The organism is Streptomyces sp. NPDC002156 (assembly GCF_053593675.1).
Map to the genome: position 1 here is coordinate 164,894 of NZ_JBSFDA010000001.1, position 25,812 is coordinate 190,705.

A 25,812-nucleotide genomic window follows, 5' to 3' on the forward strand; every position below is an offset into this window, starting at 1 on the left:
GAGTTCCCCGATGCCCCGGACCACCAGACGTACCGTTCTCGCCGCCGTGACCGCCGCCCTCGCCCTCACCGCGACCGCCTGTTCGTCCTCGGACGACGGCGGCTCGTCCGACCCGACCTCGACCGCCACCGGCGGCGCCCAGTCGAGCGCCTTCCAGCCCGCGCACAAGGGCGGCACCCTGAAGCTGGTCGCCCACGCGGCCGCCGGAAGCCTCGATCCGCAGGTCAACTACACGCTCCAGTACTGGCAGTTGTACCAGTCGATGTACGACGGTCTGCTGGCGTTCAAGAAGACCGGCGGGCAGCAGTCGTTCACCGTCGTCCCCGATCTGGCGGCGGCCATGCCGGTGGTCAGCAACGGCGGGAAGACGTACACCTTCACCCTCCGCAAGGGCATCAAGTTCTCCACCGGCAAGGCGGTGACCACGGACGACGTGGTGGCGTCCTTCCAGCGGATCTTCAAGGTGTCCAGCCCCACCGCCGGCACCTTCTACAACGGCATCGTCGGCGCGGACGCCTGTCTCAAGACGCCCGCGTCCTGCACGCTCGCCAAGGGTGTCGTCGGTGACTCGGCGGCCGGCACGGTCACCGTCAACCTGACCGCGCCGGACCCGGAGTTCCCGTACAAGCTGGCTGTCCCGCACGCCAGTGTGCTGCCGAAGGACTCGCCGACGAAGGACGCGGGGACGAAGCCGCTGCCGACGACCGGCCCGTACATGGCGTCCTCGTACGACCCGAACCGGGCGCTGAAGCTGGTGCGGAACCCGTACTTCAAGGAGTGGTCGCGGGAGGCGCAGCCGCAGGCCTACGCCGACAACGTCGACTACACCTTCGGGCAGACCGTCGAGTCCGAGGTGACCGCCGTGCAGAACGGCTCGGCGGACTGGATGTACGACCCGCCGCCCGCCGACCGGCTGAGCGAGATCGGAACGCAGTACGCCTCCCAGGCGCACGTCAATCCACTGACCGCGTTCTGGTACGTCACGCTGAACGTCAACTCCGCCCCGTTCAACAACAAGTTGGCGCGTCAGGCCATCAACTGGGCGATCGACCGGGAGGCGGTGGTCGGGCTGTACGGCGGCAAGAACCTCGCCTCTCCCGCGTGCACGATCCTGCCGCCGGGCTTCCCGGGGCACGTCGACAAGTGCCAGTACACCAAGGGCGGCGGGAAGACCTGGTCCGCGCCGGACCTCGCCAAGGCGAAGGCGCTCATCAAGCAGTCGGGGACGGCCGGTCAGGAGGTCGGCATCGTCGTCCAGGACGACGAGGTCAACAAGTCGATCGGGCAGTATCTGCAGAGCCTGCTGACCCAGCTCGGCTACAAGGCGACGCTCAAGCCGCTGTCCGGGAACATCCAGTTCACGTACATCCAGAACACCAAGAACAAGGTGCAGTTGGCGCTGACGTCCTGGTACCAGGACTATCCGGCGGCCTCCGACTTCCTCAACGTGCTGCTGTCCTGCGCCTCGTTCCACCCGGGCAGCGACTCCAGCATCAACATCTCCGGGTTCTGCGACAAGGGCATCGACGCGCGGATGCAGACCGCGCTGAAGACCGGGCAGACCGACCAGAAGGCCGCCGACCAGCAGTGGGCGGCGATCGACCAGGACATCATGACGGAGTCCCCGGTGGTCCCGGTGATCAACCCGAAGATCATCGACTTCACGTCGAAGCGGGTCGGCAACTACCAGTTCAGCAAGCAGTTCTACATGCTCGTCGGGCAGTTGTGGGTCAAGTGAGCGGCGCAACCGCCCAGTTGGCCTCCGCCGAGGCCCGGCGACGCTCGCCGGGCCCCTGGCGGACCGCCACCGCCGATCTGTTGCGCAACAGGTCGGCGGTGGCCGCGGCCCTCGTCCTGCTCGCCGTCGTCACGGTGGCCCTGCTGGCCCCGCTGTACGCGGACCACATCGCGCACACCGACCCGTTCCAGTCCCATGTCTCCGGGACCACGGTCGTCGACGGCAAGACCGTGCCGGTGCTCACCCCGAGCACCACCGGGCTCGGGCTCGGTGTGACGCCCATCGGGCCCACCTGGGACTTCGGCCACTACTTCCTCGGCGCCGACAACCAGGGCCGGGACGTGATGGCGCGGCTGCTGTACGGCGGTCGTACCAGTCTCTTCATCGGGGTCTTGGCCGCGCTGGTGTGCTGTGTCGTCGGTACGGCCGTCGGGGTCGTCGCCGGGTATGCGGGCGGGGTCGTCGACGCGGTCATCTCCCGTGTCCTGGACGTCATTTGGGCCTTCCCGGTGTATCTGCTGGCCATCTGTCTGTCCGTCGTCCTCCTCACCGACGGACTCAGTCTCGGACCGGTCACCGTCGAGGCGGGGAGTCTGTGGCTGCCGGTCGTGATCATCGCGGCGATCTACGTTCCGTACGTGGCCCGGCCGATGCGCGGGCAGGTGCTGGTGCTGCGGAACAAGGAGTTCATCCAGGCGTCCATCGGGTCGGGCGCGCCCGCGCTGCGCGTGATGCGCCGGGAGGTGCTGCCGAACGTGCTGCCCACGGCGATCGTGTTCCTGCCGCTGATGACCGCGCTCGCGATGCTCACGGAGTCGGCGCTGTCCTTCCTGTCGGTCGGCGTGCAGCCGCCCGACGCCAGCTGGGGCACGATCATCGAGGACGGCCTCGGGCTGCTGTACACCCGCCCGACCGTGACGATCGCCCCCGGGCTGCTCATCGCACTGACGACCGCGGCCCTCAACGTCCTCGGCGACGGGGTGCGCGACGCCCTCGACCCGAGCGCTCGGCTGCGGGGAGGGGTGTGATCCGATGCTGTACTTCGCGCTCCGGCGCTTCCTCTCCGCCCTGCTGGTGATGTTCTCGATCAGCGTGCTGGTGTTCCTGATCTTCTTCGCCACCCCGGGAGTCGACCCGGCGGCACGTATCGCAGGGCGCAACGCGGACCCTGCCACGCTCGCCCAGGTTCGGCACTCCTTCGGCCTCGACCGGCCGCTGCCCGTCCGCTATCTGCTGATGATGCGGCACCTGTTGATCGACCGGGACCTGGAGTCGTTCGTCAACCGCGGCTCGAAGGTCGTCCCGCAGATCGTGCAGGCCATGCCCGTGACGCTGTCGCTGGTGATCGGGGCGGCGGTCATCTGGATGACGGTCGGCATCCTCATGGGTACGGCTGCCGCCGCTCTGCGCGGTACGGCCGCGGACCCGGTGATCATGCTGGTGGGTGTCGTGGGCGTCTCGCTGCCCGCCTACTGGCTCGGCGAGGTCGTCAACCTCCTCACCCAGAAGCGCCTGCACGACTCGGTGTTCTCCTGGGTGCCGCCACCCGGGTACGTCGAACTGGGCAAGGACCCCGGCCAGTGGGCGCTGCATCTGCTGTTCCCGTGGCTGACCCTGGCGCTTCTGTACGCCGGCATCTACGCCCGGCTGCTGCGCGGCGAGGTCGTCAGCGCGCTCGGCGAGGACTACGTACGCACCGCCCGCGCCAAGGGTCTGTCCGAGCGGCGGATCCTGGTCCGGCACGCGCTGCGCTGCTCGCTCATCCCGATCGTGTCGCTGTTCGGCCTGGACTTCGGCGCGCTGGTGGGCGGTGCGGCCCTGCTCACCGAGGTCGTCTTCGGCCTGCCCGGCGTCGGCAAGCTGACCTTCGACGCGCTGCAGAACCTGGACCTGCCCGTGATCATGGGGACGGTCATGTACGCGGCGTTCTTCGTGGTGCTCGCCAACGCCCTGGTCGACATCCTGTACGCGCGACTCGATCCGAGGGCCCGCCATGTCTGAACCCCTTCTCGATGTACGGGACTTGCGGATCTCCTTCCGCACCCGCACCGGCACGGTCACCGCCGTGGACGGGCTCTCCTTCTCGGTCGCACCCGGCGAGATCCTGGGCGTGGTCGGCGAGTCGGGCTCCGGCAAGAGTGTCTCGATGCTGGCGGTACTGCGGCTGCTGACCAGCCCGAACGTCACCGTCACCGGCCAAGTGCTCTTCCGTGGGCGGGACTTGCTCACCCTCCCCGACAAGGAGATGCGGTCGGTGCGCGGCCGGGAGATCGCCATGGTCTTCCAGGACCCGATGACCGCGCTGACCCCGGTCTACACGGTCGGCTGGCAGATCGCCGAGCAGATCCGGGCGCACGAGAAGGTGTCCCGGAAGGAGGCGCTCGCGCGGGCGGTCGAGTTGCTGTCCGACGTGGGCATCCCGGACGCCGGTTCGCGCGTCAACGCCTACCCGCACGAGTTCTCGGGCGGGATGCGGCAGCGGGCGGTCATCGCGATGGCCCTCGCCTGCGGTCCGGCGCTGCTGATCGCCGACGAGCCGACCACCGCGCTCGACGTGACGATCCAGGCCCAGATCCTGGACCTGATGCGGGAGTTGAACGCACGCGGCTCGGCGGTCGTGATCATCACCCACGACATGGGTGTGGTGTCCGAGGTCGCTGACCGGGTGCTGGTCATGTACGGCGGCCGGGCCGCCGAGGAGGGCCCGCGCCGGGCCGTGTTCCACGGTCCCCGGCACCCGTACACCTGGGGCCTGCTCGACTCGGTACCCCGGGTCGGCGGACCGCGCCTGCGCCGACTGCCCACCATCGCGGGCGTCCCCGTGTCGCCGGACGCCGTGCCGGAGGGGTGCGCGTTCGCGCCACGCTGCCCGGCCCGGCACGACCGGTGCGACGAACGCCCGGTGCTGAGCGGCGAGTCGGGGCACCTCGACGCCTGCTGGCTGCCGGCTGGGGAACGCGCATCGGCCCGTACGGCGGCGCACTCGTCCCCGGACCGAAAGGCGACGCCATGACACCGAACCCCCAGACCGAAACCGGCGACGGCAATCGCTCCCCCTTGCGCGCTGACCGCCTCACCCGCACCGCAAGGTGCTGCGGACTGCCGGCCCGGGAACGCGGCCCGGCCCGCACGGCCCACTCCGCCCCGAACACATGCGACAGGAAGGCGGCGCCGTGACCACGGATCCCCAGGCGGGCGTGCTGCTGCGCGCCACCGACGTCACCAAGCACTACCGTCTACGCGGTGACTCCCTCACCGGGCGCCACAAGGTGCTGCGGGCCGTGGACGGGGTCTCGCTGGAGGTGCGCCGGGGCGAGACCCTCGGCGTCGTCGGCGAGTCCGGCTGCGGCAAGTCGACGCTCGGGCGCTGTCTGGTCCGGCTCACCGACATCACGGGCGGGCGGGTCGAGTTCGACGGGCAGGACATCACCACCCTGTCCGCGCGCCGGCTGCGTCCCGTACGGCCCGGGATGCAGCTCGTGTTCCAGGACCCGCAGGCCTCCCTGAACCCGCGCCGCCGCGCCGGGGACATCGTCGCCGAGCCGCTGCTCATCCATCGGTACGGGGACGGTGCAGCCGTTCGGCGCCGGGTGGCCGAGCTGTTCGACGTGGTGGGGCTGTCGGCGGCCCATCTGGACCGGTACCCGCACGAGTTCTCCGGCGGTCAGCGTCAACGCATCGGTATCGCACGGGCGTTGGCGACGTCCCCGAAGCTGATCGTCGCCGACGAACCGGTGTCCGCGCTCGATGTGTCGATCCAGGCGCAGGTGCTGAACCTGTTCGCGGATCTCCAGGACGAGTTCGGGCTGACGTACGTCTTCATCGCGCACGACCTGGGTGTGGTCCGCCATGTCTCGGACCGGATCGCGGTCATGTATCTCGGTGAGATCGTCGAACTCGCCGACACGGAGACGCTGTACGGGGCTCCCGCGCACCCCTACACGGAGGCGCTGATGTCTGCGGTGCCGGAGATCGACGACGGGACCGGCGACCCGGACGCGCCGCGCCGGGAGCGGATCGTCCTCACCGGGGACGTACCCGATCCGGCGGCCAGACCGGCCGGTTGCGCGTTCCACACACGGTGTCCGTACGCGCGGGAGGTGTGTGCGGTGCAGCGGCCCCCGTTGGCCACGACGGCCTCCGGGCGCGCGGTCGCCTGCCACTATCCGCTGGTCGCGGCCGCCTAGGAACAGCGGCGGGGGCGGGCCCACTCGGACCCGCCCCCGCCAGCCGTGTGTCAGGCGCGCAGCCACTCCGTGACGACGACCTCCGCGTCCGTCCGCAGCCGGAGCGCGAACGGGCCGCTGACCTGCAGTTCGCCGGTGAAGCGGCCCATGTCGTCGGCGGTGAGGGTGGGCGGTGCGCTGAGCTGCGGGCCGCTCAGCACCTCGATCCTGGCCTCCTGGGGCGGCAGTACCTGGCCCATCAGACCGTGTGCGGACACCTCGACGTCGACCGTCAGCTCACCCGTGCGGAAGGTCAGCATCCGGGGCGCGTCCACGACTCCTCTGACGGGGATGCCGTGGACGAGCGAGTCGAAGGTCAGCTCGGCCAGTTGCGTGTCGAGCGAGTAGAGGGTGTAGGCCTCGACGGCGGTCTGCTGGAGCTGCGCCGGGACGGGGTCCATGATGGCCGCGGCCTGGCGCAGCGTCTCCTCCAGCAGGTCGTTGTCCAGCGAGTCGTCGCCCTCGAACTCGGCTAAGTCGTCGGCTTCGCCGTCCAGTTCGTCGTCGAAGCCGTCCGTGTCATCTGTGCCATCAGTGCTGTTCATGTCGGCCGTGCCGTCCAAGTCGTCGGAGTCGTGGGGTAATCCGTCGCTGTCGTGCGTGTTGTCGTTCACAGCACCCCCCGGGCCGCGAGCCGTACTCGCAGCCGACGCAGGCAGCGCTGGCGGAGGGGGCCGATGCTGCCCACGGCGATACCGAGGCCGGCGGAGATCTCCTGGTAGCTGGGCGGCGGCGCGGACATCAGGATGCGCAGCAACTGCCTGCACCGGGCGCCCAGTTCCTCGAACTCCTGCCATAACTTCCGGATGCGCTCCGCCTCGGCGGACGCCTCCTCGGACTCGATCACCCACTGCTCGGGCGTACGGTCGTCACTGATCCGGTCGAGCAGCTGGGCGTCGTCCGTCGGGGTCATCCGGTGGGTGCTCTTGATGACCTTGAGGCACTCGTGCCGTGCGGTGCTCGCGAGCCACGAACCGGCCTTCTCCGGTTCACGGATACGGCCCAGATGCTGGGCGAAGCGGAACCAGACGGTCGAGTACACCTCGTGCGCGTCCGCGTCGGACAGCCGGTGGGCGCGCGCCACCGACCACACCAGTGGGCTCAGCCCTTCCACCAGCGCTTTCCAGCCCGCCGCGTCGCCGTCGACGGCGGACTTGACCAACGCGCCGACCGCAGCTCGGTCCACGTCCCCACCCCTCGTGTACGGCAAGTCATCGTACGCCGTGGAAGGGGGTGCTCCACTCGTCCTGCGCATGGTCCTCACTCGATTTGTCCTTGTACGGAGGCCTGTTGACCTCTATACGGCGGGCGGGATGTTCACGACCGGCACCGGGCTCCAGGTGGGCGGGATCAGTGCCGGTACGACCGCGCCCCGGACCTCCGCGAACTCGGTGTTCGCCGCGAGGAGTTGCTGTCGGGCGGCGCGCGGGTCGGTCTCCTTGTGGGCGGTCATGTGGGCGGCGATCATCGCGACGACCAGCGGGGTGGCGAACGAGGTGCCGCTCCACTGCGCGAACCCCTCGAACTGCACCTGGTCCGGGGTGCCCGAGGTGGTCTCGTACTCCCCCGTCAGCAGACCGAGGTGCTGGGGGTCCTGGCAGGTGCAGGCGTAGGTGAAGCCGTGGCGGCAGGAGTCGTACGTGCTGTGGTGGTAGGTGTACGGCACCGGGGTCTGGAAGCCCGTCAGGGCGCCGGTGAGGCGCTCGCCGGGGGCGTAGACCCGCACCCAGGGGCCGTGGTTGCTGAAGCAGGCGCCGAACTCGCCGTCGCTGCGCAGGGCGCCGACCGAGATCACGGACTGGGCGTACTCGGGCTTGTCGGCGTAGGCGGCGGGCCAGAAGGGGGTCGCGCTGGCGTTGTTGCCGGCGGCTGCGACCAGCAGGGTGCGCGGCTGCTCGCGGAGGGCCTCCATGAACGCGGTGAGGCCGAGCAGGCCTTCCGTGCTGCCGTTCGACGTGCCCGCGGAGAGGCTGATGAGGGGCGGCCAGCCGTCACGCTCGACGGCCTCGAAGAGCTTGTCGCCGAACTCGGACTCCAGGATCGCGCCGGCGTCGTTGAGGGTGTTGCGGGAGACGATGTTCGTGTTGGGGGCGACGGCCGCTACGAGCCCCGAGATGAACGTGCCGTGCCCGGCGTACTGCCGGAGCACGCCGTTCGCGTCGCACTCGTCGATCTGGGTGTCGCCCTGGACGTGGGTCATGGCCGGGTAGGAGGCGTAGTCGTTCATGAGGCCGGTGTCGATGACCAGGACACCGACGGCGCTGTCCGCGTCGTAGCCGCTCTCGGCGACCGTCGGGTTGGGTCCCGCGCTGTACGCGACGGGTACCGGCTCGTCGCCCGGGCAGGCGTTGACGGCGATGTGCACCACGTGGTTGCGGCTGACCAGGCGCCGCCGCGCGTTGCCCTCGGCCTCCCTGAGCGCGCGCAGTGCGCCCGCCACCGCGCGGTCGCCGCGCCGACCTCCCTCGCCGGGGTCGCCGACCCGGATGCGGGTGATGCCCGAGCGGTTGGTCTCCGGGCTGTCCCGGCGCACCTCGTCGGCGGTCAGGCCGGCGAACGTGGTGAAGTGCGCGCGTACGGTGTCCTCGACGAGGCGTGCCTCCTCGCCGTCGCGGGCCAGGACGACGCCCTTCTCGTAGATGAACTCGGCCGCGTCGTCCGGCCCCGTCGCCAGCTCCACGCCGGGCATGGAGCGCTGGATGTGGTCGAACTGCTCCTGGAAACGCTGCGGTGCCATGGAATGTCCTCCCCCTGGAACTGATCCCCTTCTTGCCTCTGTTGCTGATATTGAGAGCCACGGGGCCGCCGCGTGATACAGGTGCCGCCGCACATTTCCTGATACAGGGGTCGATCAGCGTTGGACAGTGGGTTGTCCATGGCCAAACCTGTGTGACGAGGGGCGCGGAGCACTACCATCCGTTGGGTGACTGCGGGAAGCGACACGGTTCTCGAACTCCTGCCGATGGTGTTCGCCCGCCCGAAGGACGCGCTCGCGCGGGCGGAGAATGTCCTCGGCAACGATCCGACGCCGCTGCACGCCTCCGTCGCCCATCAGGTGATCGGTATCTGGCAGCGGGACTTCGGCGACATGCGCATCGCCCTGCGTCATCTGCGGCGCGCCCGCGACCTGGCAGCGGACGCCGGTTCCGCGGAGCGCGAGGCGGACGTCCTCGGCACGCTCGGTGTGGCGCTGGTCCACGCGGGCCGGACCCGGCAGGGCCTGGAGGCGTTCGAGCAGGGCGTCGACCGGGGTACGGGCCATACCCGCGCGCGCGTGCTGTACCGGCGGGCGTACGCGTGGTGGGTCCTGGGGCATCACCGCGAGGCGCTGGACGACGTACGGCGGGCCATTCCCGTGCTGCGGCAGGCGGACGACGTCATCTGGACGGCGCGGGCGCTGACGCTGCGGGCGACCGTGCATCTGGCGCTGGGCCGACCCGAGCGGGCGGACGCCGACTTCACCGCCGCCGAGCAGATGTGGGACACCACCGGGCAGGACCACGACAAGGCGGACGTCGTGGAGAGCCGGGCGCTGGCCGCGTACCGGGCGGGCGACATCCCGGCGGCGCTGCGGCTGTTCGACGAGGCGGCGGAGCGGTACGACCGGCTGGGCACGCCGATCTTCGTGTTCTACATCCGCCGCTGCGAGGTGCTGATGGCCGCCGGGCTGGCCCCCGAGGCGGTCGCGGAGGCCGACGCGGCGCTCGGTGTGCTCGACGGGATCGGCGGGCAGAGCACCCGCAAGGCGGAGCTGCTGCTGACCGCCGCGAAGGCCGCGCGGCTCGCGGACGATCCGCACACCGCGATCGCCCGCGCGGCCGTGGCTGTACGGCTGTTCGCCGGGCAGCGGCGCAGCTGGTGGGAGGCGCACGCGCGGCTGGTGCTGATCGAGGCGCGGGTCGCGACCGGGCGGAAGTCCGGGCGACTGGTGGCGGACGCGGCGGCGCTGGCCGAGCGGCTGGCCGCCTTCGGTTCGCCGTCCGCGCCCGAGGCGTCGCTGCTCGCGGGGCGGATCGCGCTCGCGCTGGGGTGGACCGAGGACGCGGAGAAGCATCTGAAGGTCGCCGCGCGCAGTCGGCGCGTCGGTCCGCCGCTGGCGCGGATGACGGGCTGGGCGGCGCAGGCGCTGCGTGCGGAGGCGGCCGGGTCGGCGCGGGGTGTGCTGGAGGCCTGCCGGCGTGGGCTCGCCGTCCTGGACGACCACCGGATGACGCTCGGCGCCTCGGAGCTGCGGGCCCGGGCGACGGCGCAGGGTGCCGAACTGGCGGCTCTCGCACAGCGGGCGTCGCTGGAGTCCGGCGGTCCTCGGCGGCTGCTGGTGTGGAGCGAGCGGTGGCGGGCCACGGTGCTGTCGGCGCCGCCGACCCGGCCGCCCGACGACCCGGCGCTCGGGCAGAGCCTCACCGCGTTCCGGGAGATCGCCGCCCGCGCGGAGGAGGCCCGGGTCGACGGCCGCCCGGTGCCGGCCCTTGAGCGCGAACAGCGGCGCCTGGAACGGGAGGTGCGCTCCCGCACCCTGCACATCCGTGGCGAGTCCGGCGGCGACGGGCACCGCTTCGACCCGGCCCGGTTGCTCGAACGCCTGGGCAGCGGTGGGCGGTTGATCGAGATCGCGGTGGTCGACGGCCAGGTGCAGGTGCTGCTGTGCGGCGAGGGGAAGGTACGCCGTTTCGAGGCGGGCCTGCTCGCGCACGCGGTGACGGAGGCCGAACACGTCCAGGCGGGGCTCCGACGGCTCGCGCACCCGGGAGCGGAGGGCAGGCTGCCGGTCCTGGAGGCGTCGGGCCGCAAGCTGGAGGAAATCCTGCTGGGCGCGGCGGTACCGCACCTGGGCTCCGGCCCGGTGGTCGTGGTCCCGCCGGGAAGGCTGCACCGAGTCCCCTGGGCCCTGCTCCCCTCCCTCCGCGACCGGGTGCTCAGCGTGTCCCCGTCGGCGAGCAGCTGGCTGCGCGCCCAGGAGACGGGTCCCCCGCCGGGCGGCCGGCACGTCCTGGTCCGGGGCCCCGGCCTGGCGAGCGGCGGCGCGGAGGTGCCCGACCTGGTCGACCGGTACGGCAGACCGACAGTCCTCGAACACGAGGGCGCACGGGTACCAGCAGTGCTGGAAGCGTTGGACGGGGCCGCACTGGCCCATATCGCGGCCCACGGCACGTTCAGGGCGGACAGCCCGCTCTTCTCGTCGCTCCGGATGGCCGACGGCCCCCTGATCGTCCACGACTTCGAACGCCTGGACCGCAGCCCGTACCGCATCATCCTGTCGAGCTGCGACACAGGCCGCCTGGCAACGGTAGGCGCGGACGAACTCCTCGGCCTGGTCACAGCATTGCTCCCCCTGGGCACGGCAGGCGTGGTGGCGAGCAGCGCCCCGGTGAACGACGCGGCGGTGGTCCCCCTGATGCTGGCCCTCCACAAGGGGCTCAGCGCGGGCCTCTCGTTGGCGGAGGCCCTGCGAGACGCCCGGGCGGCGCTACCGGGCGACGCGACGCATCAGGCAACGGGGTGGGCGTTCTCGGCCTTCGGCTCGGCGTGAATCTCGCGTTCGGTTCCGGCTGAGCCCGCCCTGAGCCACTCCCTACGTCGGTCACGCCGACTGTGTGGTCGGGATCTCGTCCAGGAGCCACGGCAGAGCCGCTCGGTCGCTTGCGCCGAGGCGGGTGTAGGCGCTGTACAGGTGGTTTCCCACCGTGCGGATGGACAGGGTCAGGCGGTCCGCGATCTCGCGGTTGCTCAGGCCTGCTGCCGCCAGGGTGACGATCTGGCGTTGGCGGGTGGTGAGTTCGCCGAGGGTCAGCGCGGACAGGGCCGGGGTTCGGGCTCCCTGGCAGCGGCGGGCCAGGGTCATCGCCCGGGAGCGGGACCTGCGGGCCGCGCGTGGGTCGCGGTGCACCGGGACTGCCTGGGCGTGTGCCTCGGCAGCGAAGAGCAACAGGCCTCGGCGTTCCAGGAGTTCGGCGGCGCGGTCCAGGGCAGGGCCGTCCTGGCGGACCAGCGCGTCGGCGTGGCGGGCCAGGGGTTCCGCCTCCTCGGGGGGCAGTTGGGCCAGTCGGTCCGCCACCAGGTGCGGGGCGCCCAGGCGTACGGCGTCGTACAGGACGTACGCCTCCCCCTCGCCCCTGGCTTCGGGGGTCGTGGCCGACCGGAGTGCGCCCGCGGTGTCGCCGTGTGCCGCGCGCAGCCAGGTGGTCGCCCGGCCGGGGGGCGCCTCGCCCGCGGTCGTGACCTCGTTCAACTGGGCTGCCGCCAGCGCCAGTTCCGTACGGCAGGACGAGTCGTCCGGCGTGCCGCGCAGGCCCTCCCTGGCCCAGGACAGGGCCTCGCGCAGCTCTCCGCGCAGTCGGGCGAAGCGGGAGCGGACGGTCGCGTAGGAGGCGGGGACCGCCCTTTCGGCCGCCAGCCAGTCTCCTACCGGGCCCGCCGGGTCCTGGACGTCCGTGCGCTCGATCCGGTCGGCCAGCTCCGCTCGCTCGGCGTCCAGGGCGGACTCGCACTCCGCCGCGGGGCGGGACAGTCGCCTCGCGCGGAGTTGGCCCGCGCCCGCGCGGAGCACAGGGCCGTGCAGGGGGTGGGCCAGGCGGACCTCGGACCGGGCGTCCACGTGGATCAGGCCGTCGGCTTCCAGGCTCTCCAGGGCCCGTAGGGGCAGGGTGGCCAGGGCCAGCGGGAGTGGTTCGCTGAATGCCAGGCGTTCCAGCGTGTCCCGTTCCTCGGCGGAGGCGCGATTCAGGGCCTCGTCTGTTCGTTCACGCACCGCAAGGGTCACCGGCACCGGGCCCCGCCACATCAACTCGTCCGAGGCCAGAGTCAGTTCGCCGCTCTCGCGTACCGCCCCGATCAGGTCCCGCAGCAGGCGCAGGTCGCCCTGGCAGAGGTGGTGGAGGCGGCGTGCGGTGAGCGGTTCGACCGGGGCGCCCGCGCCTGCCGCGATCAGCTGGGCGGTCTCCTCGCGGGGCAGTGGCTTCAGGGGCAGGCGCGGCAGCACCTCGCCCGTCCAGAGGCGGGACACCGCGCCGGGTGCCGGAGCGCCGTCCGTCGCCACCACGAGCAGCCGGGTGCGGCCGTGCACCGCGAGCTGGTGGACCAGGGCGGCCGAGGAGTCGTCCAGCAGATGGGCGTCGTCGACCAGCAAGGTCCGTACGCCGGAGAGGAGTTGGACCGCGCGGTGCAGGGAGACCTGTTCCGGGAGGAGGTGGGCGAAGGCTGCGAAGGGGATGTCCCGGGTCTCGGGCGTGCCGCTGACCTTCGCGCAGTCGGCGCCCCGGACCACCTCCGTGACGAGACGGGTCTTGCCGTGTCCGGCCGGACCCGTCACCACGACGCCGTGCCGTTCCGCCGCCAACGACCGGCGGAGCAGCTCCAGTTCGTCGTCCCGGCCGGTGAACGGCCAGGGCAGCTCCAGGGTCTTCGCGTCCCGTTCGAAAGTCATCACGTTGAACAAGAGCCGGGCTACTCAGCTTTGATACAGGCCGACTTGAGTAGCCCCCGACTCAGGCGCCCGAGCGCATGTGCACTGCAACCTGTTCCCCATGAACGCACGGTTCTGCTCACTGCCGCAGCAACCGGCCCCCACGTTCGCCCCGGGGTTGCCGGCCGAGCGGCTCAGCGCGCTCCTCTCCGGGCGCCTGATGTGGGTGAACGGCACCGTGCTCCACTACTACTTCTTCGACCGGGACAGCGACGGCTCGGTCATCCCCCTGCCGGGGACCGGGGAGACCCGGTGGGAGTCATGGGTCGGCGCCGAGGCACAGCGCGATGTCGTCCGTGACTGCTTCCGGGAGTGGCTCGACCTGGGGATCGGGCTGTCCTTCGTGGAGGTGCGCGACCGCTCGGAGGCCGAACTGCGCATCGGGTTCCAGACCGGTGACGGTTCGTACTCCACGGTCGGGCGGGACGCACTGTCGGTGGGCCTGGGGCGGCGCACGATGAATTTCGGGTGGGACCTGACCGCGCCGGGGGAACGCGCGACGGCCCTGCACGAGATCGGGCACGCCCTGGGCCTGCTGCACGAGCACCAGAACCCGTTCGCCGGCATCCACTGGGACGACGAGGCGGTGTACGACGACCTGGCGGGGCCGCCGAACTTCTGGGGCCGCGACAAGACCTACTTCAACATTCTCCGCAAGCTCGACCCGGACGAGGTCAACGGCTCCGTCTGGGACCCGCTGTCGATCATGGAGTATCCGTTCTCGGCGGGGCTGATCCTGGAACCGGAGCAGTTCCGGTCCGGGGTCGTGCCTCCGGGGACGCTCTCCCCGGCCGACAAGGAGTTCGTGCTCCGCTGGTATCCGCCGACGGGCACACCCGGGCCGGCCGAACTCGTGCCGTTCCGGTCCGCGCCCCTACGCCTCGGCGCGGGTGAGCAGGCCGACTTCGGTATCGCGCCGCCGGAGACCCGCGACTACACCGTGGGGACCTTCGGGGAGAGCGACACGGTCGTCGCGGTCTTCGAGGAGATCGACGGTGAGCCCCGTTACCTCTCCGCCGAGGACGACGGCGGCACTCCGCACAACGCCCATGTCAGGGTCCGGCTCGTCAAGGGCCGCAACTACTTCGTCCGCGTCAGGCTCTACTCCACGTGGGGATCGGGGGAGACGGCCGTCATGTGCTGGTGATGCTGGGGGCAGAGACCAGCGCATGACGGCCGACGCGGACGAATCAGACCACCTTCGGGCTCCCGGGGGAGCGGTCGAGGACGTCACCTTCATGGGGGAGGGTGACGTCCTCGACCACGCCATGCCCCTAGGAAGCCGCCCGCTCCCCCGCCGTCTCGGCGTCGGGGTGGGCGAGGCCGAGGTGGTCGCGGAGGGTGGTGCCCTCGTACTCCGTACGGAAGACGCCCCGCTCCTGGAGCAGCGGGACCACCGTGTCGGCGAAGCCGTCGAGGCCGCCCGGGGTGATGTGCGGGACCAGGATGAAGCCGTCGCTCGCGTCGGCCTGGACGAAGTCGTTGATGGTGGCGGCGACGGTGGTCGGGGTGCCGACGAAGTTCTGCCGGTTGCCGGTCTCGATGACGAGGTCGCGGATGGACCAGTTGTTGGCCTCGGCGCGCTCCCGCCATTCGCGGGCGGTGGCCAGCGGGTCGCGGTACATCCGCACCTGGGCCCGGCCGCGGGCGACGGTGTGTTCGCCGAGGTCGGGGTCGATGTCGGGGAGCGGGCCGTCCGGGTCGTACGCGGACAGGTCACGGTTCCAGACGAACTCCAGGTGCTTGATGGCCGTGGCGCCGCTGACCTGCTGGCGGCGCACCTCGTGGGCAAGTTCCTCCGCCTCGGCGTCCGTGTTGCCGAGGACGAAGCTCGCGGCGGGCAGGATCAGCAACTGGTCGGCACGGCGGCCGTACTTGGCGAGGCGCCCCTTGACGTCCGTGTAGAACTCCTGGCCCTCCTTGAGGGTCGCGTACCGGCTGAAGATCGCGTCGGCGGTCGACGCGGCGAACTCGCGGCCCTCATCGGAGTCGCCGGCCTGGAAGATCACCGGGCGGCCCTGCGGGGAGCGGGGCACGTTGAACTGGCCCTCGATGTCGAAGTGTTGACCGGCATGGACAAAGGCACCGGCCTTGGCGTCCCGCAGGAAGGTGCCGGTCTCCTGGTCGGCGAGGATCTCGTCGCCCTGCCAGGAGTCGAAGAGATCGGCGGCGGTCTGCAGGAACTCCTTGGCCCGGGAATAGCGCTCGCTCTGCGGGAGGAAGCCGCCGCGCCGGAAGTTCTCGCCGGTGAAGGCGTCCCAGGAGGTGACGACGTTCCAGGCGGCGCGTCCGTCGGAGAGGTGGTCGAGGCTGGCGAACTGGCGGGCCACCTCGTACGGCTCGTTGAACGTCGAGTTGATCGTCCCGGTGAGACCAAGGTGCTCGGTGACGGCGGCGAGCGCGGTGAGGACGGTGAAGGTGTCGGGCCTGCCGACGACGTCCAAGTCGTAGATCTTTCCGCCCTGTTCGCGCAGCCGCAGCCCCTCGGCGAGGAACAGGAAGTCGAACTTGGCACGTTCGGCGGTCTGGGCGAAGTGGACGAAGGAGCTGAACTCGATATGGCTGCCGGCCTTCGGGTCACTCCACACGGTGGTGTTGTTGACGCCGGGGAAGTGCGCGGCCAGATGGATCTGCTTCAGCGGCTTGCTCATGATGTCAGGGGATCCTTTCCCGCTCAGACGGCGGCAGTGCCGGCGTAGCGGTTGGCGGGACGGGACAGGCCAAGCAGTCCGCGCAGAGTGTCGGCCTCGTACGCCTGCCGGAAGACGCCCCGGCGCTGGAGTTCGGGGACCAGCTTCTGGGTGATCGCCGGGAGGTCGTGCCCGACGACGGCGGGCCGCAGCCGGAACCCGGACAGCCCGGCCGACGCCAACTCCTGGAGCAGATCGGCGAGTTGTGCGGGCGTACCGGCGAAGATGCGGGCGTCGCTGGTGTATTCGTACCCGGCGAGGGTGTCGAGTCGCTCCCGGCGGGCAGTCGCGGCGGCCGCTGAGTCGTCAAGGAACACAACCAAGTCACCGAAGACGTGCAGGAGTTCACCGGCACGCCCGGCCGCCGACTGCTCGCCGCGGATCTCCTCGACGATGGCACGCGCCTGGCCGGCATCGTGCGGGGTCACATATCCGACGTCGGCGGAGCGGGCCACCAGCCGGTACGGAACGGTCGCGTGCGCCAGCGCGGTGACGACCGGCTGACCCTGCGGCGGCCGAGGGGTGATCGACGGCCCCTTGACGCTGAAGTGCGGCCCCTCGAAGTCGATGTAGTGCAGCTTCTCCCGGTCGACGAACCGCCCGGTGACAGCGTCCCGGATCTCCGCGTCGTCCTCCCAGCTGTCCCACAGCCGACGTACCACCTCCACGTAGTCGGCGGCCTCGTCGAAGAGTTCGCCCACCGACTCCCAGGTGTGCGGGTCGTTCAGCGGGCCGAGCCGCGGTATCTGACGGCGGCCGAAGTGGGCGGCCTCGTTCTGCCGGGCGGTGATCTGGACACGCAGGCCCGCACGCCCGGTGCTCACGTAGTCGAGCGTGGCGATCGCCTTGGAGAGATGGAACGGCTCGGTGTGGGTCGTGACGACCGTCGGGACGATGCCGATGTGCCGGGTCAACGGCGCCACCCGCGCCGCGATCAGGACCGCGTCGAGACGACCCCGGACCTGATCGGTACGGCCGTCAGGATCGACGAGATGCGAGGACTGAAGACCGAGACCGTCCTCGATGGTCACGAAGTCGAGCAGTCCACGCTCGGCCTCGGCGACCAGATCGGCCCAGTAGCGGGCGGTGAACAGCTCCCGGGGCCGCGCGACGGGCTCACGCCAGGCGGCCGGATGCCAGCCGGCGCCGTCCAGAGCGACGGCAAGGTGCAGAGAAGAGGGAGAGGAAGAGGGTGACGAGGACACGAAAGTAGCGCCTTCCTGATCGACCGTACGAAGAGACGAGACAGCAGGTCAGGAACAACAGAGCGCACCGGCTACACGCAACAGATCGATATGCCGCCGCGAGTACAACCTCGGACGGCAGGGGATGGGCTTCAGCACGACGTCGTCAACAAGAGGACGAGATCGCGTGTTCCGCCACTTTGTGTCGACGGGATGAAATCCGCCCCGCTTCCACCAGGCCGGCTTCAACCGGGCCGGCTTCAGATGGGCCGAGCGGATTGATCGACGGCCGGGCAACGCGCCCCAAAGGGGCGCGGGGAACTGCGCGACCAGCCCCCACCGGCCCGCAGCCAACAACCCACCTACCCGGCGGAACGCGAAGCGTGAGCCGCCCAGTCCAGAATCTGCACAGCCGCCCCCGCAGCCTCCAGCCCCCGGCAATCCACATGATGCCGCCGGGCAATGGCATCAAGATCGAGGTGGCGACCGAACGCCGGGTGAGCGGCGAGACGGCGGGCGTAAGCCCACAGCGCAGGATGATCGGCAACCCGATGCACAGCAGCCGCGTCCAGGTGCCACCGGTGCACCGTGTCGAGCCGCACCAGACTCACCCACAACTCCACATCCGCCGCAGTCAGTTGCTCACCCAGCAGATACGGATCCGCAGCGAGCCGCGCGTTCAGCGACCCCAGCGTCCGCAGCAGCGAGGCAAGCGCGTCAACACGGTCGACATCCTCACCGCCGGCGTCACCCGCCCGCTGCGCCGCCGCGTCGATCCCCTGCGCGCACAACCGCTCGACCGCCTCGATCTCCCCCTCCAGACCGCACGGGTACAGCGCGAACCGCCCCGCGCCGAAGTGCCGGGCCAGGTCACGCAGGATGTCCGGGGTGTACGTGCTGACGATCCGCCCCGACCAGTCGTCGCTGAGCACCGGGACGGTCGCCGCACCGGAGTAGCGGTGCGCGCTCGCCTCGTACAGCGGGCGCAGTGCGGAGTGTTCGCCGCCGGGCGCGTCGGGCACGGCGGGCAGCTCGGTCACCGGACAGGCCGCGTCGAGGCCGAGCAGGCTGTGGGTGACGGCGATCCGGAGACAGTCGGGGTCGGCCGGGGACAGGTGGAGGCGGTAGCGGCGCGGCACGGCGTAGTGGCCGCTGCGCGCGTCCCGGCCGAGCCGGCCACGGAAGGCCGGAGCGGGGCGGGCGGCGGTGGCGGCCAGTGGTGTGACGGTCATGAGTCTCCCCAGGATGTGGTGCGCAGACGTACGCGCGGCGGAATGCGTAGTCGGGGCCCGTCGGTCCGGCGGCGCGTTGGGCGGCCGGGATCAGCTCAGGAGGCTGATGGCGCTGCGGAGGCGCTGGAGGTCGATGTGACGGCGGGAGGTCAGCAGCGGGGTCGGCCGGGGTGCGGAAACCACCCGACTGGCGTTCGACTCCACGCGCATCACGTTTCCCTACCTTTTCACTAGGATTCCCATGGGGAGTGTCGATCGGGTCGCGTCCCACGTCAAGGGCGTCTCGTACGTCGGACGATGCCGAGGGGTCCTCGCGGTGGGCTCGTAAAGCTCGTGAAGAGAGAAACGAAGCGCTTACGGCATCCGAGGACCAAGGAAGCAGGGGACGACATGAGATTCCTGGAGCGCGAGCGCGCGGCCCTCACCAAGTTGCTGCCCGGCCTCGACGAGGGGCTGCGGGCCCTGCCGCTGATGACGCTGGAGAGCCCGCACAGTCCGGGCATCGGCCTGTTCCGGGAGTGCGGGGGCCCGGGGCTGCTGGCGCCGACGGCTCTGCAGGGGCGGGGCGCCTCCGCCCTCGAAGCGGTACGGGTGCAGCGGGCGCTGGGCAGCCGTTCGCCCTCGCTGGCGGTGGCGACGACCATGCACCACTTCTCGATGGCCACGCTCGTGGGGCTGAGCGAGTCCAGTGGGGGCGAGGGTCTGGAGTGGATGCTCGTCCAGGGCGTCGCGACCGACAACCGGCTGATGGCGTCCGGCTTCGCGGAGGGCCGCAGCGGCACCGGCATCCTCTCCCCCGCGATGTCCGCCACGGTGACCCCCGAGGGCGTACGCATCACCGGCGTGAAACAGCCGTGCAGCCTGGCCCGCTCCATGGACCTGCTCACCGCGAGCGTGATGGTGCCGTGCGAGACCGGCGAGGGCGAGGAACTGGCCGTGGCGCTCGTGCCGGCGGAGACGGAGGGGCTGAGCGTCAGCGGCTTCTGGTCGAGCAGTTTCCTCGCGGGCGCGGAGAGCGACCGGGTCACGCTGGACGACGTACTCGTGCCACCGGAACTGCTGGTGCGCACCGCGTCCCCGGCCGGGGCCCGGCTCGACGAGGTGCAGACGGCCGGGCTCGTCTGGTTCGAGCTGCTGATGACCGGCAGCTATCTCGGCGCCGCGAGCGCCCTGGTGGAGCGGGTGCTGCGCGCCGACCGGGTGCCCGAAGCCGAACGGGTGCGGCTGCTGGTGGAGGCGGAGGGCGCGATGGCCGCCGTGGAGGGCCTGGCCCGGCGGGTGGACGAGGGTTCCCCCGACGAGTCCGCGCTCGCCGACTCGCTGTACGTCCGCTACACCGTGCAGGACGCGCTCGCCCGTATCGTCCCGCGCGCGGTGGAACTCCTCGGCGGGCTCCGCTTCATGACCTCGGACGAGGTCGGCTACCTCGCCGCCTGCGCCAACGGCCTCGCCCTGCACCCGCCGTCGCGGTCCCGGATGACGGGCCCGCTGGCCGCGTATCTGGCCGAGGCACCACTGACGATCGCCTGAACCTCTCCCATAGCACTAGCACTTCGTACGAGGGGAACTTCGCCATGCCCAAATCCCGGCCCAGTGACCGACCCGGTACCCGCCCCACCGTGCTGCTCACCGGCGGCACCGGAGTGCTCGGCAGAGCCCTGATCGAGGAGTTGCGGCCCGACTTCCGCATCGTCTGCCTGCGTCATCGCACCCCGGTGCACGAACCCGGGGTACGGGAGTTCCGAGCCGATCTGATGGAGCCTCAACTCGGCCTGTCCGGAGCCGAGTTCGTTCACCTCGCCGCCGAGGTCGACCTCGTGCTGCACTCCGCCGCCGCCACCAACTGGCAGTGGGAGCCCGACCTGATCCGGCGCGCCAATCTCGACGGCACCCGTACGATGCTCGACCTCGCCGCCCTCGCCGACGCGCCCTTCTTCCACATGAGCACCGCCTTCGTGGCCAACCCGCTGGCTCCGGAGGAGCAGGAGCGCTTTCCGGGCGCCGCCGCGTATCTCGCGTCGAAGCGGGATGCCGAGCAGGCGGTACGGGAGGCGCCGGTGCCCGGGGTGATCATGCGGCCGTCGGTGGTGATGGGCGACTCGGTGACCGGCCGGATCGCCGGGATGCAGGGACTCACGCGGGCGCTGGGAGCCATCGTCAAGGGCCAGGTTCCCGTCATGCCGGGCGGGCCCGATTCACGGATCGACATGGTGCCGCAGGATGTCGTCGCCCGTGCGGTGGGCGACCTGATGCGCGGTGGGGTCAGCGAGGGCGAGTACTGGCTGACCGCCGGTTCGGAGGTGCTGCTCCAGACCGAAGTCATCGACACCTGCCTGGAGTTCGCCGACCGCTACGGGCCCCGGCCGCATCCGCCCCGGCTGATTCCGCTGGAGTCGGTGCACCGGCTGCTGCTGCCGCTGATCGAGGGACCCACGTTCCCGGAGTCGCTGCGCCGCCGCTTCCACACGTACGCCGAACTGCTGCTGGTCTTCCAGCGCGCGCTGCCCTTCGAGTCGTCCCTCGGTACGCCGCACTGCGGCCCGGCGGTGTCCAAGGAGGAGCTGCGCGAGGCCCTGGTGCGCAATCTGGTCGCCTGGGCCGCCCGCCCCGGCGGAATGCGCGGCCGGCAACTCATCCAGTCGGCGAGCACCCCCGCTCAAGAGGCAGTCCAGGCAAGGGAGTTGGCATCATGACCACCGTTCCGATCGACTCCCCGTTCCGGCCGGACATCGACACCCCGGCCGCCAACCGCGCCCACATCACCCATCTCTACCGCGAGCATCTCTCCTCCGGCCGTGCCGTCATGGGCACCGTGCTCGGCGGCATGCTGGAGACGGCGTCCGAGGGGGCGTGGATCTTCACCGACGACGGCCGCCGCTACCTCGACTTCGGCGGATACGGAGTGTTCATCCTGGGCCACCGGCACCCCGCCGTCACGGCGGCCGTGCACTGCCAGGTGGACGCCCATCCCCTGGCTTCCCGGGTCTTCCTGGAGCCGGTCGCGGCCCGCGCCGCCGAGGCGCTCACCGCGCACACCCCGGCCTGCCTCGACCGCGTCCACTTCGTCAACTCCGGTGCGGAGGCGACCGAGGCGGGACTCAAACTGGCGCGCGCCCATGGGCACACGGCCGTGGTGAGCATGTCCTCCGGCTACCACGGCAAGACCCTGGGCGCGCTCTCCGCCACCGCCAACGCCAAGTACCAGGAGCCGTTCCGCCCGCTGCTCCCGGACACCGAGGTCGTCCCGTACGGCGACGCGGAAGCCCTGGCAGCCGTACTCGGTGTGCTCGGCCAACGGGCCTGTGTGATCGTCGAGCCGGTGCAGGGCGAGGGCGGGGTACGGATTCCGCCGCCCGGCTATCTGGCGGCGGTGAGCCGGCTGTGCCGGGCGTACGGGGCCTTCCTGATCGTCGACGAGATCCAGACGGGGCTGGGGCGGCTGGGCTCGTGGTGGGGGCTGGACGGGGAAGGGCAGGAGGGCGTCGAGGGCGCCGGGGAGGTCGTGCCGGACGTCCTCCTCGTCGGGAAAGGGCTGAGCGGCGGGGTGGTGCCCGTGGCGGCGATGGTCGCGACGGAGACGGCGTACGGGCCGTTCTCCCGCGACCCCTACCTCCACACCTCCACCTTCGCCGCCTCGCCGATCGCCTGTGCGGCGGCGCGGGCCTCGGTCGAGGCGCTGGACAGGGAGGACGTCGTCGCCCGGGCACGGGGGCTCGGCGAGCGTCTGCTCGGGGGCGTACAGGCGGTCTGCGAGCCGTACTTCGGCGGGCTGGTCCAAGAGGTGCGCGGGCGGGGGCTGTTGATCGGCCTGGAGTTCAGCGAGGAGCGGGCCGTCGGCGAGCTGATCCTCGAACTGGTCGGCCGGGGCATCCTCGTGAACCACTCCCTCAACGCCTCCCGGGTGCTGCGCCTGACCCCGCCCGCGATCGTCGGCGACGACGAGGTACGCCTTTTCCTGACGAGCCTGGCGGAGTCGCTGCACGACGTGGCGCGGCGGATGGGCTAGGGCCTGTCCGGCGGATCAGGTCGCAGTGAATCAACGGCGCCGCGTCATCGCCGGTGAGCGGGGGCTGGTGCGTGCGGCTGCAAGACGGAGGAGGGCGTCGACGTGGTGGGGGTCCCCCTCCGGGGGAGGGCGTGCCAGACCCCGCGGCTGCGGCGTGATCCGCCGGACAGGCCCCAAGGCCGGCGCGTCAGTGGGGCGGGCGGCGGCGGTCGAAGAGGAGGGCGGCGGCGCCGAGCGCCAGCAGGCCCCTCGACGGCGTCCAGGGCCGCTGCCCGCCCATGCCGGCCGGAGTGTGGGGTTCGTGGAGCTGGAGGGCGAACTGCCGGCCGGCGGCGTCGGAGAGGAGGCTGCGCAGCTGCTCGGGCGCGGACACGGCGAAGGACAGGAGGTCCATCGTGTTACGGGCCGCCTGGTCGAGGGAGAAGTACTCGCGCAGCAGGGCCATGACGATCCCCCGTGCCTCCGCCCGGAAGACCTCCGCGAGGGCGATGTCCGGTGCGAGACAGCGCACCGAACCCTCCAGGTTGGCGAAGGACTTGCCCAGCAGAGAAATGGCGGGCGCCGAGCCGATGCCCCGCTTGGTCGCCTTCTCCAGCACCGTGGTCAGGGACACCCCGAAGTTGATGTCCTCCAGGGAGGCCGTGGCCACCTTGGGCACCAGCGCGGCCATGTCGGCGGCGAACGCGGGCAGGTTCGACCAGGGCGTGACGCGCCCCATGTCCGCCCAGGCCCAGGCGAGTCCGTGGCCGTCGTTCTGGGCCAGAGCCATGAGGAGAGGCAGGAGTTGCAGGCTCGTACGGCGGTCGAGGCGGCCGATCATGCCCCAGTCGATGAGCGTGGCCGGGCCGCCGGGCAGCGCGAAGACGTTGCCGGCGTGCGGGTCGGCGTGGAACATGCGGTCGACGAAGTAGCCGCGGTACATGAAGCGCAGCAGGTCCTTGCCGATGTCCGTGCGCTCGCGGTCGCTGAACTCGCCGCGGTCCAGGTGCCGTACGGAGGAGCCGGGCGCGAGGGACTGGACCAGCACCTTGGGGGTGGCGTGGATGACCCGGGGCACGGCGAGGGTCGGATAGCGGCGGATGTGTTCGCGGGCCTCGTCCATGTTGCGGGCCTCGCCGGTGAAGTCGAGTTCCGGTTCCATGGCGTCGAAGATCGAGCCGAGCATCGCCTCCATGTCGATGACCTCGTTGAAGCGGGGCGCGGTGCGGGCGACGATCCTGGACGCCCTGCGCATCAGGGCCATGTCCGCGCGGACCGCGTCCCGGATGCCGGGCCGCTGCACCTTGACCACCGCCGGGCGCCCGCCGGGCAGGGTGACCCGGTACACCTGGGCGAGGGAGGCCGCGCCGAGCGGTCGTACGGTGTCGATGTCGTCGAACCGGCGCTTCCAGTCCGGTCCGAGCTGGTCGCGGAGGACGGGTTCGAAGACGGCGAAGGGCTGGACGTCGACCTGGTCGTGCAGGTTCTGCAGCTCGGCGATCATCGAGGCGGGCACCATGTCGGGGCGCGTGGAGAGGATCTGACCGAGCTTCACGTAGAACGGGCCGAGGCTTTCGAGGGCGTGCCGTACGGCTCTGGCGCGCCGGATGCCGTCGCCGCCGTCCTCGCCGTCCTCGCCGGGTTCTCCGTCGGTTGCGCGCCGGGTGCGGCGCCGGTCCCGGGCCAGCCGGCCGGCCTCTTCGGCCGCGAGTCCTCCCAGTACCTTCACCACCAGCCGGAGCCGGTTGCCGAGCAGGGCACTGCCCATGTGTCACGACCTTCTGTGTGTGCTGCGTTTCCTGAGACCGGCGGGGCGGGTCCGGCCCCGCCCCGCCGTCACGCGCCCCGCGTCAGCTCTTGCGTGCCGCCGACGGCCGGCTGCCGGCGCCCGTCACGGCTCCGGCGACTCCCTGGACGCTCTCCAGTACGCCGACCAGGTTCGAGACCAGTTCGGAGAGCTGGGCGATCTGCCGTGGCAGTGCGGCCAGCCCCTCCGCCATGTCCGCCGCTCCCGACACAGCCGACGCGGCCCCGCCCGCCACCTGTCCGAGCGCGGCCAGCGGGTTGCCCGCGCCCGCCATGCCGCCCAGCGCGGCGAGCGGGTTCGCTCCCCCGGCCGCGAGTGCGGCGAGAGGGTTCGGAGCCGCGCCAGCGAGGGCGGCCAGGGGGTTGGGGACGCCGCCCGTCAGCGCGGCGAGCGGGTTGGCGGCGCCGACTCCGGCGGCGGCGTTGGCCGCGTTCGCGAGGGCCGCCACGGGATTGGCGACCCCGCCGAGTGCCGAGAGCGCGCTGACGGTACGCAGCACATCCCCGGGCAATGCGTTCAGCGCCTGGTAAGGATTCGCCGCGGTGAGCCAGTCCACGGCATGGGAGTCGTCGCTCCTTCGGTCGAGAATGTCGTCGAAGGCCTTCTTCGTACTGTCGGCGATATCGCCGATGAAGTCCTTGATCGTATCCTGAGTATTGTTCCTGCCCACTGAAACTGCCTTCCCTGTCGACTCAACTCCCGTAATCCGGAAGTCGTTCACAAGAGGCCGGACATGAACCGAGAATGAATTCGGCCGTCCGTTACCTGGGATGTGCGGCGACCCCGTCCAGCGTCTGGGCACACACGAGCCTCAGCCGTGCCCGTCCCCGCGTGAACGCACCCTCGGCCGCCTTCAGCGAGATCTGGTGCATACGGGCGAACTCCATCGTGGAGATACCGTCGGCGCGGGCCAGCATGACCTGGCGCTCACGGCCCCGCAGTTGCTGGACCTGGCGCAACAGCCAGCGTCCGAAATCCTCGTCGCACACGTCCTCGTCCGGCAGCTCGGGCCTGCTGACGTGCGCGGTACGGCCCACCAGCCGCCGTCTGCGCTCCAGTTCACGGTAGTGGTCGACGCACAGCCGCAGCGCGACCGAGGTCAGAAAGGGTCCGATCCGCTCCGGGTCCAGATTGTCGTGGGCCGCCGCCCGCAGCATTGCCTCCTGGACGCAGTCCTCCGCGTCCTGGGCGGTCGGGAGCCGCCGGCGGACCAGCCGCATCAGCCGTTCCCGATGGCCGACGATCTCTTCCCAGATCACTAACTCGTCCGCGCGGTCTTCCGAATTCATGCAGTACACGGCCCCGAAATTTTCCTGTTCCCCGACTCGACGGGAAAGGACTGTCCGGGTCAACTCACGGACAAACCGAGCCGATTGCGCACCACTCGTCCGAATGGAAAACGAAAGAACCGGCTCCTGGCCATGGCACATCGTGCTATAAAAATCCGTACCGCTGCCGGATCGGTCAAATTCCGCAGAAACGTCACAT

General features: G+C 71.0%; 22 protein-coding genes. 10 read left to right on the forward strand and 12 right to left on the reverse strand.

Features of this window, described 5'->3' with window-relative positions; all coding sequences use genetic code 11:
- The first annotated feature begins 10 nt into the window (after positions 1-10).
- The 5 genes from ACWCRB_RS00695 to ACWCRB_RS00715 all read left to right on the forward strand — a co-directional run bounded on the left by ACWCRB_RS00695 (position 11) and on the right by ACWCRB_RS00715 (position 5,925).
- Positions 11-1,738 (forward strand): ABC transporter substrate-binding protein, encoded by a 1,728-nt coding sequence (locus tag ACWCRB_RS00695; RefSeq protein WP_450993911.1) that lies wholly within the window; start codon positions 11-13, stop codon positions 1,736-1,738.
- Positions 1,735-2,766, forward strand: a complete 1,032-nt coding sequence (locus ACWCRB_RS00700) for an ABC transporter permease (RefSeq protein ID WP_450993912.1) — start codon at positions 1,735-1,737, stop codon at positions 2,764-2,766. Before ACWCRB_RS00695 ends, ACWCRB_RS00700 begins: the two co-directional genes overlap by 4 nt.
- 4 nt (positions 2,767-2,770) lie before the next feature.
- Positions 2,771-3,739, forward strand: a complete 969-nt coding sequence (locus tag ACWCRB_RS00705) for an ABC transporter permease (RefSeq protein WP_450993913.1) — start codon at positions 2,771-2,773, stop codon at positions 3,737-3,739.
- Entirely contained in the window at positions 3,732-4,751 is a 1,020-nt protein-coding gene (locus ACWCRB_RS00710; RefSeq protein WP_450993914.1) for an ABC transporter ATP-binding protein, read from the forward strand. The genes ACWCRB_RS00705 and ACWCRB_RS00710 overlap by 8 nt, the downstream gene beginning before the upstream one ends.
- Before the next feature lie 139 nt (positions 4,752-4,890).
- On the forward strand, positions 4,891-5,925 hold the full coding sequence (locus ACWCRB_RS00715; protein WP_450993915.1) for an ABC transporter ATP-binding protein: 1,035 nt from the start codon (positions 4,891-4,893) through the stop codon (positions 5,923-5,925).
- A 50-nt stretch (positions 5,926-5,975) separates the two neighbouring features.
- Here ACWCRB_RS00715 and ACWCRB_RS00720 read toward each other — a convergent pair whose 3' ends face one another.
- The 3 genes from ACWCRB_RS00720 to ACWCRB_RS00730 form a co-directional block, all read right to left on the reverse strand.
- On the reverse strand, positions 5,976-6,509 hold the full coding sequence (locus tag ACWCRB_RS00720) for a hypothetical protein (RefSeq protein WP_450994057.1): 534 nt from the start codon (positions 6,507-6,509) through the stop codon (positions 5,976-5,978).
- A 65-nt stretch (positions 6,510-6,574) separates the two neighbouring features.
- Positions 6,575-7,219: an RNA polymerase sigma factor gene (locus ACWCRB_RS00725; RefSeq protein WP_450993916.1), complete on the reverse strand. Its 645-nt coding sequence runs from the start codon at positions 7,217-7,219 to the stop codon at positions 6,575-6,577.
- A gap of 42 nt (positions 7,220-7,261) precedes the next feature.
- Positions 7,262-8,701, reverse strand: coding sequence for a S8/S53 family peptidase (locus tag ACWCRB_RS00730; protein ID WP_450993917.1), 1,440 nt, complete (start codon positions 8,699-8,701; stop codon positions 7,262-7,264).
- A gap of 225 nt (positions 8,702-8,926) precedes the next feature.
- On the opposite strand from ACWCRB_RS00730, the gene ACWCRB_RS00735 reads away from it, so the two are divergent.
- Positions 8,927-11,494: a CHAT domain-containing protein gene (locus ACWCRB_RS00735; RefSeq protein ID WP_450994058.1), complete on the forward strand. Its 2,568-nt coding sequence runs from the start codon at positions 8,927-8,929 to the stop codon at positions 11,492-11,494.
- Between the two features lie 51 nt (positions 11,495-11,545).
- Here ACWCRB_RS00735 and ACWCRB_RS00740 read toward each other — a convergent pair whose 3' ends face one another.
- Entirely contained in the window at positions 11,546-13,387 is a 1,842-nt protein-coding gene (locus ACWCRB_RS00740; RefSeq protein WP_450993918.1) for a LuxR family transcriptional regulator AbsR2, read from the reverse strand.
- Between the two features lie 100 nt (positions 13,388-13,487).
- Here ACWCRB_RS00740 and absR1 point away from each other — a divergent pair, with 100 nt between their 5' ends.
- On the forward strand, positions 13,488-14,573 hold the full coding sequence (gene absR1 / locus ACWCRB_RS00745; RefSeq protein WP_369032138.1) for a beta-glucuronidase AbsR1: 1,086 nt from the start codon (positions 13,488-13,490) through the stop codon (positions 14,571-14,573).
- A gap of 127 nt (positions 14,574-14,700) precedes the next feature.
- Here absR1 and ACWCRB_RS00750 read toward each other — a convergent pair whose 3' ends face one another.
- The 5 genes from ACWCRB_RS00750 to ACWCRB_RS00770 all read right to left on the reverse strand — a co-directional run bounded on the left by ACWCRB_RS00750 (position 14,701) and on the right by ACWCRB_RS00770 (position 18,742).
- Positions 14,701-16,077, reverse strand: a complete 1,377-nt coding sequence (locus ACWCRB_RS00750; RefSeq protein WP_450993919.1) for an NtaA/DmoA family FMN-dependent monooxygenase — start codon at positions 16,075-16,077, stop codon at positions 14,701-14,703.
- Between the two features lie 23 nt (positions 16,078-16,100).
- Entirely contained in the window at positions 16,101-17,321 is a 1,221-nt protein-coding gene (locus ACWCRB_RS00755; protein WP_450993920.1) for an LLM class flavin-dependent oxidoreductase, read from the reverse strand.
- 48 nt (positions 17,322-17,369) lie between these two features.
- A complete protein-coding gene (locus ACWCRB_RS00760; RefSeq protein WP_450993921.1) occupies positions 17,370-17,459 on the reverse strand; it encodes a putative leader peptide in 90 nt (29 codons plus the stop codon).
- Positions 17,460-17,662: 203 nt separating this feature from the next.
- Positions 17,663-18,532: a glutathione S-transferase C-terminal domain-containing protein gene (locus ACWCRB_RS00765; RefSeq protein WP_450993922.1), complete on the reverse strand. Its 870-nt coding sequence runs from the start codon at positions 18,530-18,532 to the stop codon at positions 17,663-17,665.
- Between the two features lie 90 nt (positions 18,533-18,622).
- On the reverse strand, positions 18,623-18,742 hold the full coding sequence (locus ACWCRB_RS00770) for a putative leader peptide (protein WP_450993923.1): 120 nt from the start codon (positions 18,740-18,742) through the stop codon (positions 18,623-18,625).
- Between the two features lie 180 nt (positions 18,743-18,922).
- Here ACWCRB_RS00770 and ACWCRB_RS00775 point away from each other — a divergent pair, with 180 nt between their 5' ends.
- From ACWCRB_RS00775 to ACWCRB_RS00785, 3 genes are read left to right on the forward strand one after another with little or no spacing between them, the layout of a single operon-like run.
- Positions 18,923-20,062, forward strand: coding sequence for an acyl-CoA dehydrogenase (locus ACWCRB_RS00775; protein WP_450993924.1), 1,140 nt, complete (start codon positions 18,923-18,925; stop codon positions 20,060-20,062).
- Between the two features lie 44 nt (positions 20,063-20,106).
- A complete protein-coding gene (locus ACWCRB_RS00780; protein ID WP_450993925.1) occupies positions 20,107-21,225 on the forward strand; it encodes an SDR family oxidoreductase in 1,119 nt (372 codons plus the stop codon).
- On the forward strand, positions 21,222-22,538 hold the full coding sequence (locus tag ACWCRB_RS00785) for an aspartate aminotransferase family protein (RefSeq protein WP_450993926.1): 1,317 nt from the start codon (positions 21,222-21,224) through the stop codon (positions 22,536-22,538). Before ACWCRB_RS00780 ends, ACWCRB_RS00785 begins: the two co-directional genes overlap by 4 nt.
- Before the next feature lie 187 nt (positions 22,539-22,725).
- Here ACWCRB_RS00785 and ACWCRB_RS00790 read toward each other — a convergent pair whose 3' ends face one another.
- From ACWCRB_RS00790 to ACWCRB_RS00800, 3 genes are all read right to left on the reverse strand, one after another.
- Complete coding sequence (locus ACWCRB_RS00790; RefSeq protein ID WP_450993927.1) at positions 22,726-24,285, reverse strand: ABC1 kinase family protein; 1,560 nt, start codon at positions 24,283-24,285, stop codon at positions 22,726-22,728.
- 82 nt (positions 24,286-24,367) lie between these two features.
- On the reverse strand, positions 24,368-24,994 hold the full coding sequence (locus ACWCRB_RS00795; protein ID WP_450993928.1) for a hypothetical protein: 627 nt from the start codon (positions 24,992-24,994) through the stop codon (positions 24,368-24,370).
- A 91-nt stretch (positions 24,995-25,085) separates the two neighbouring features.
- Entirely contained in the window at positions 25,086-25,613 is a 528-nt protein-coding gene (locus ACWCRB_RS00800; RefSeq protein WP_450993929.1) for an RNA polymerase sigma factor, read from the reverse strand.
- Between the last annotated feature and the right edge of the window lie 199 nt (positions 25,614-25,812).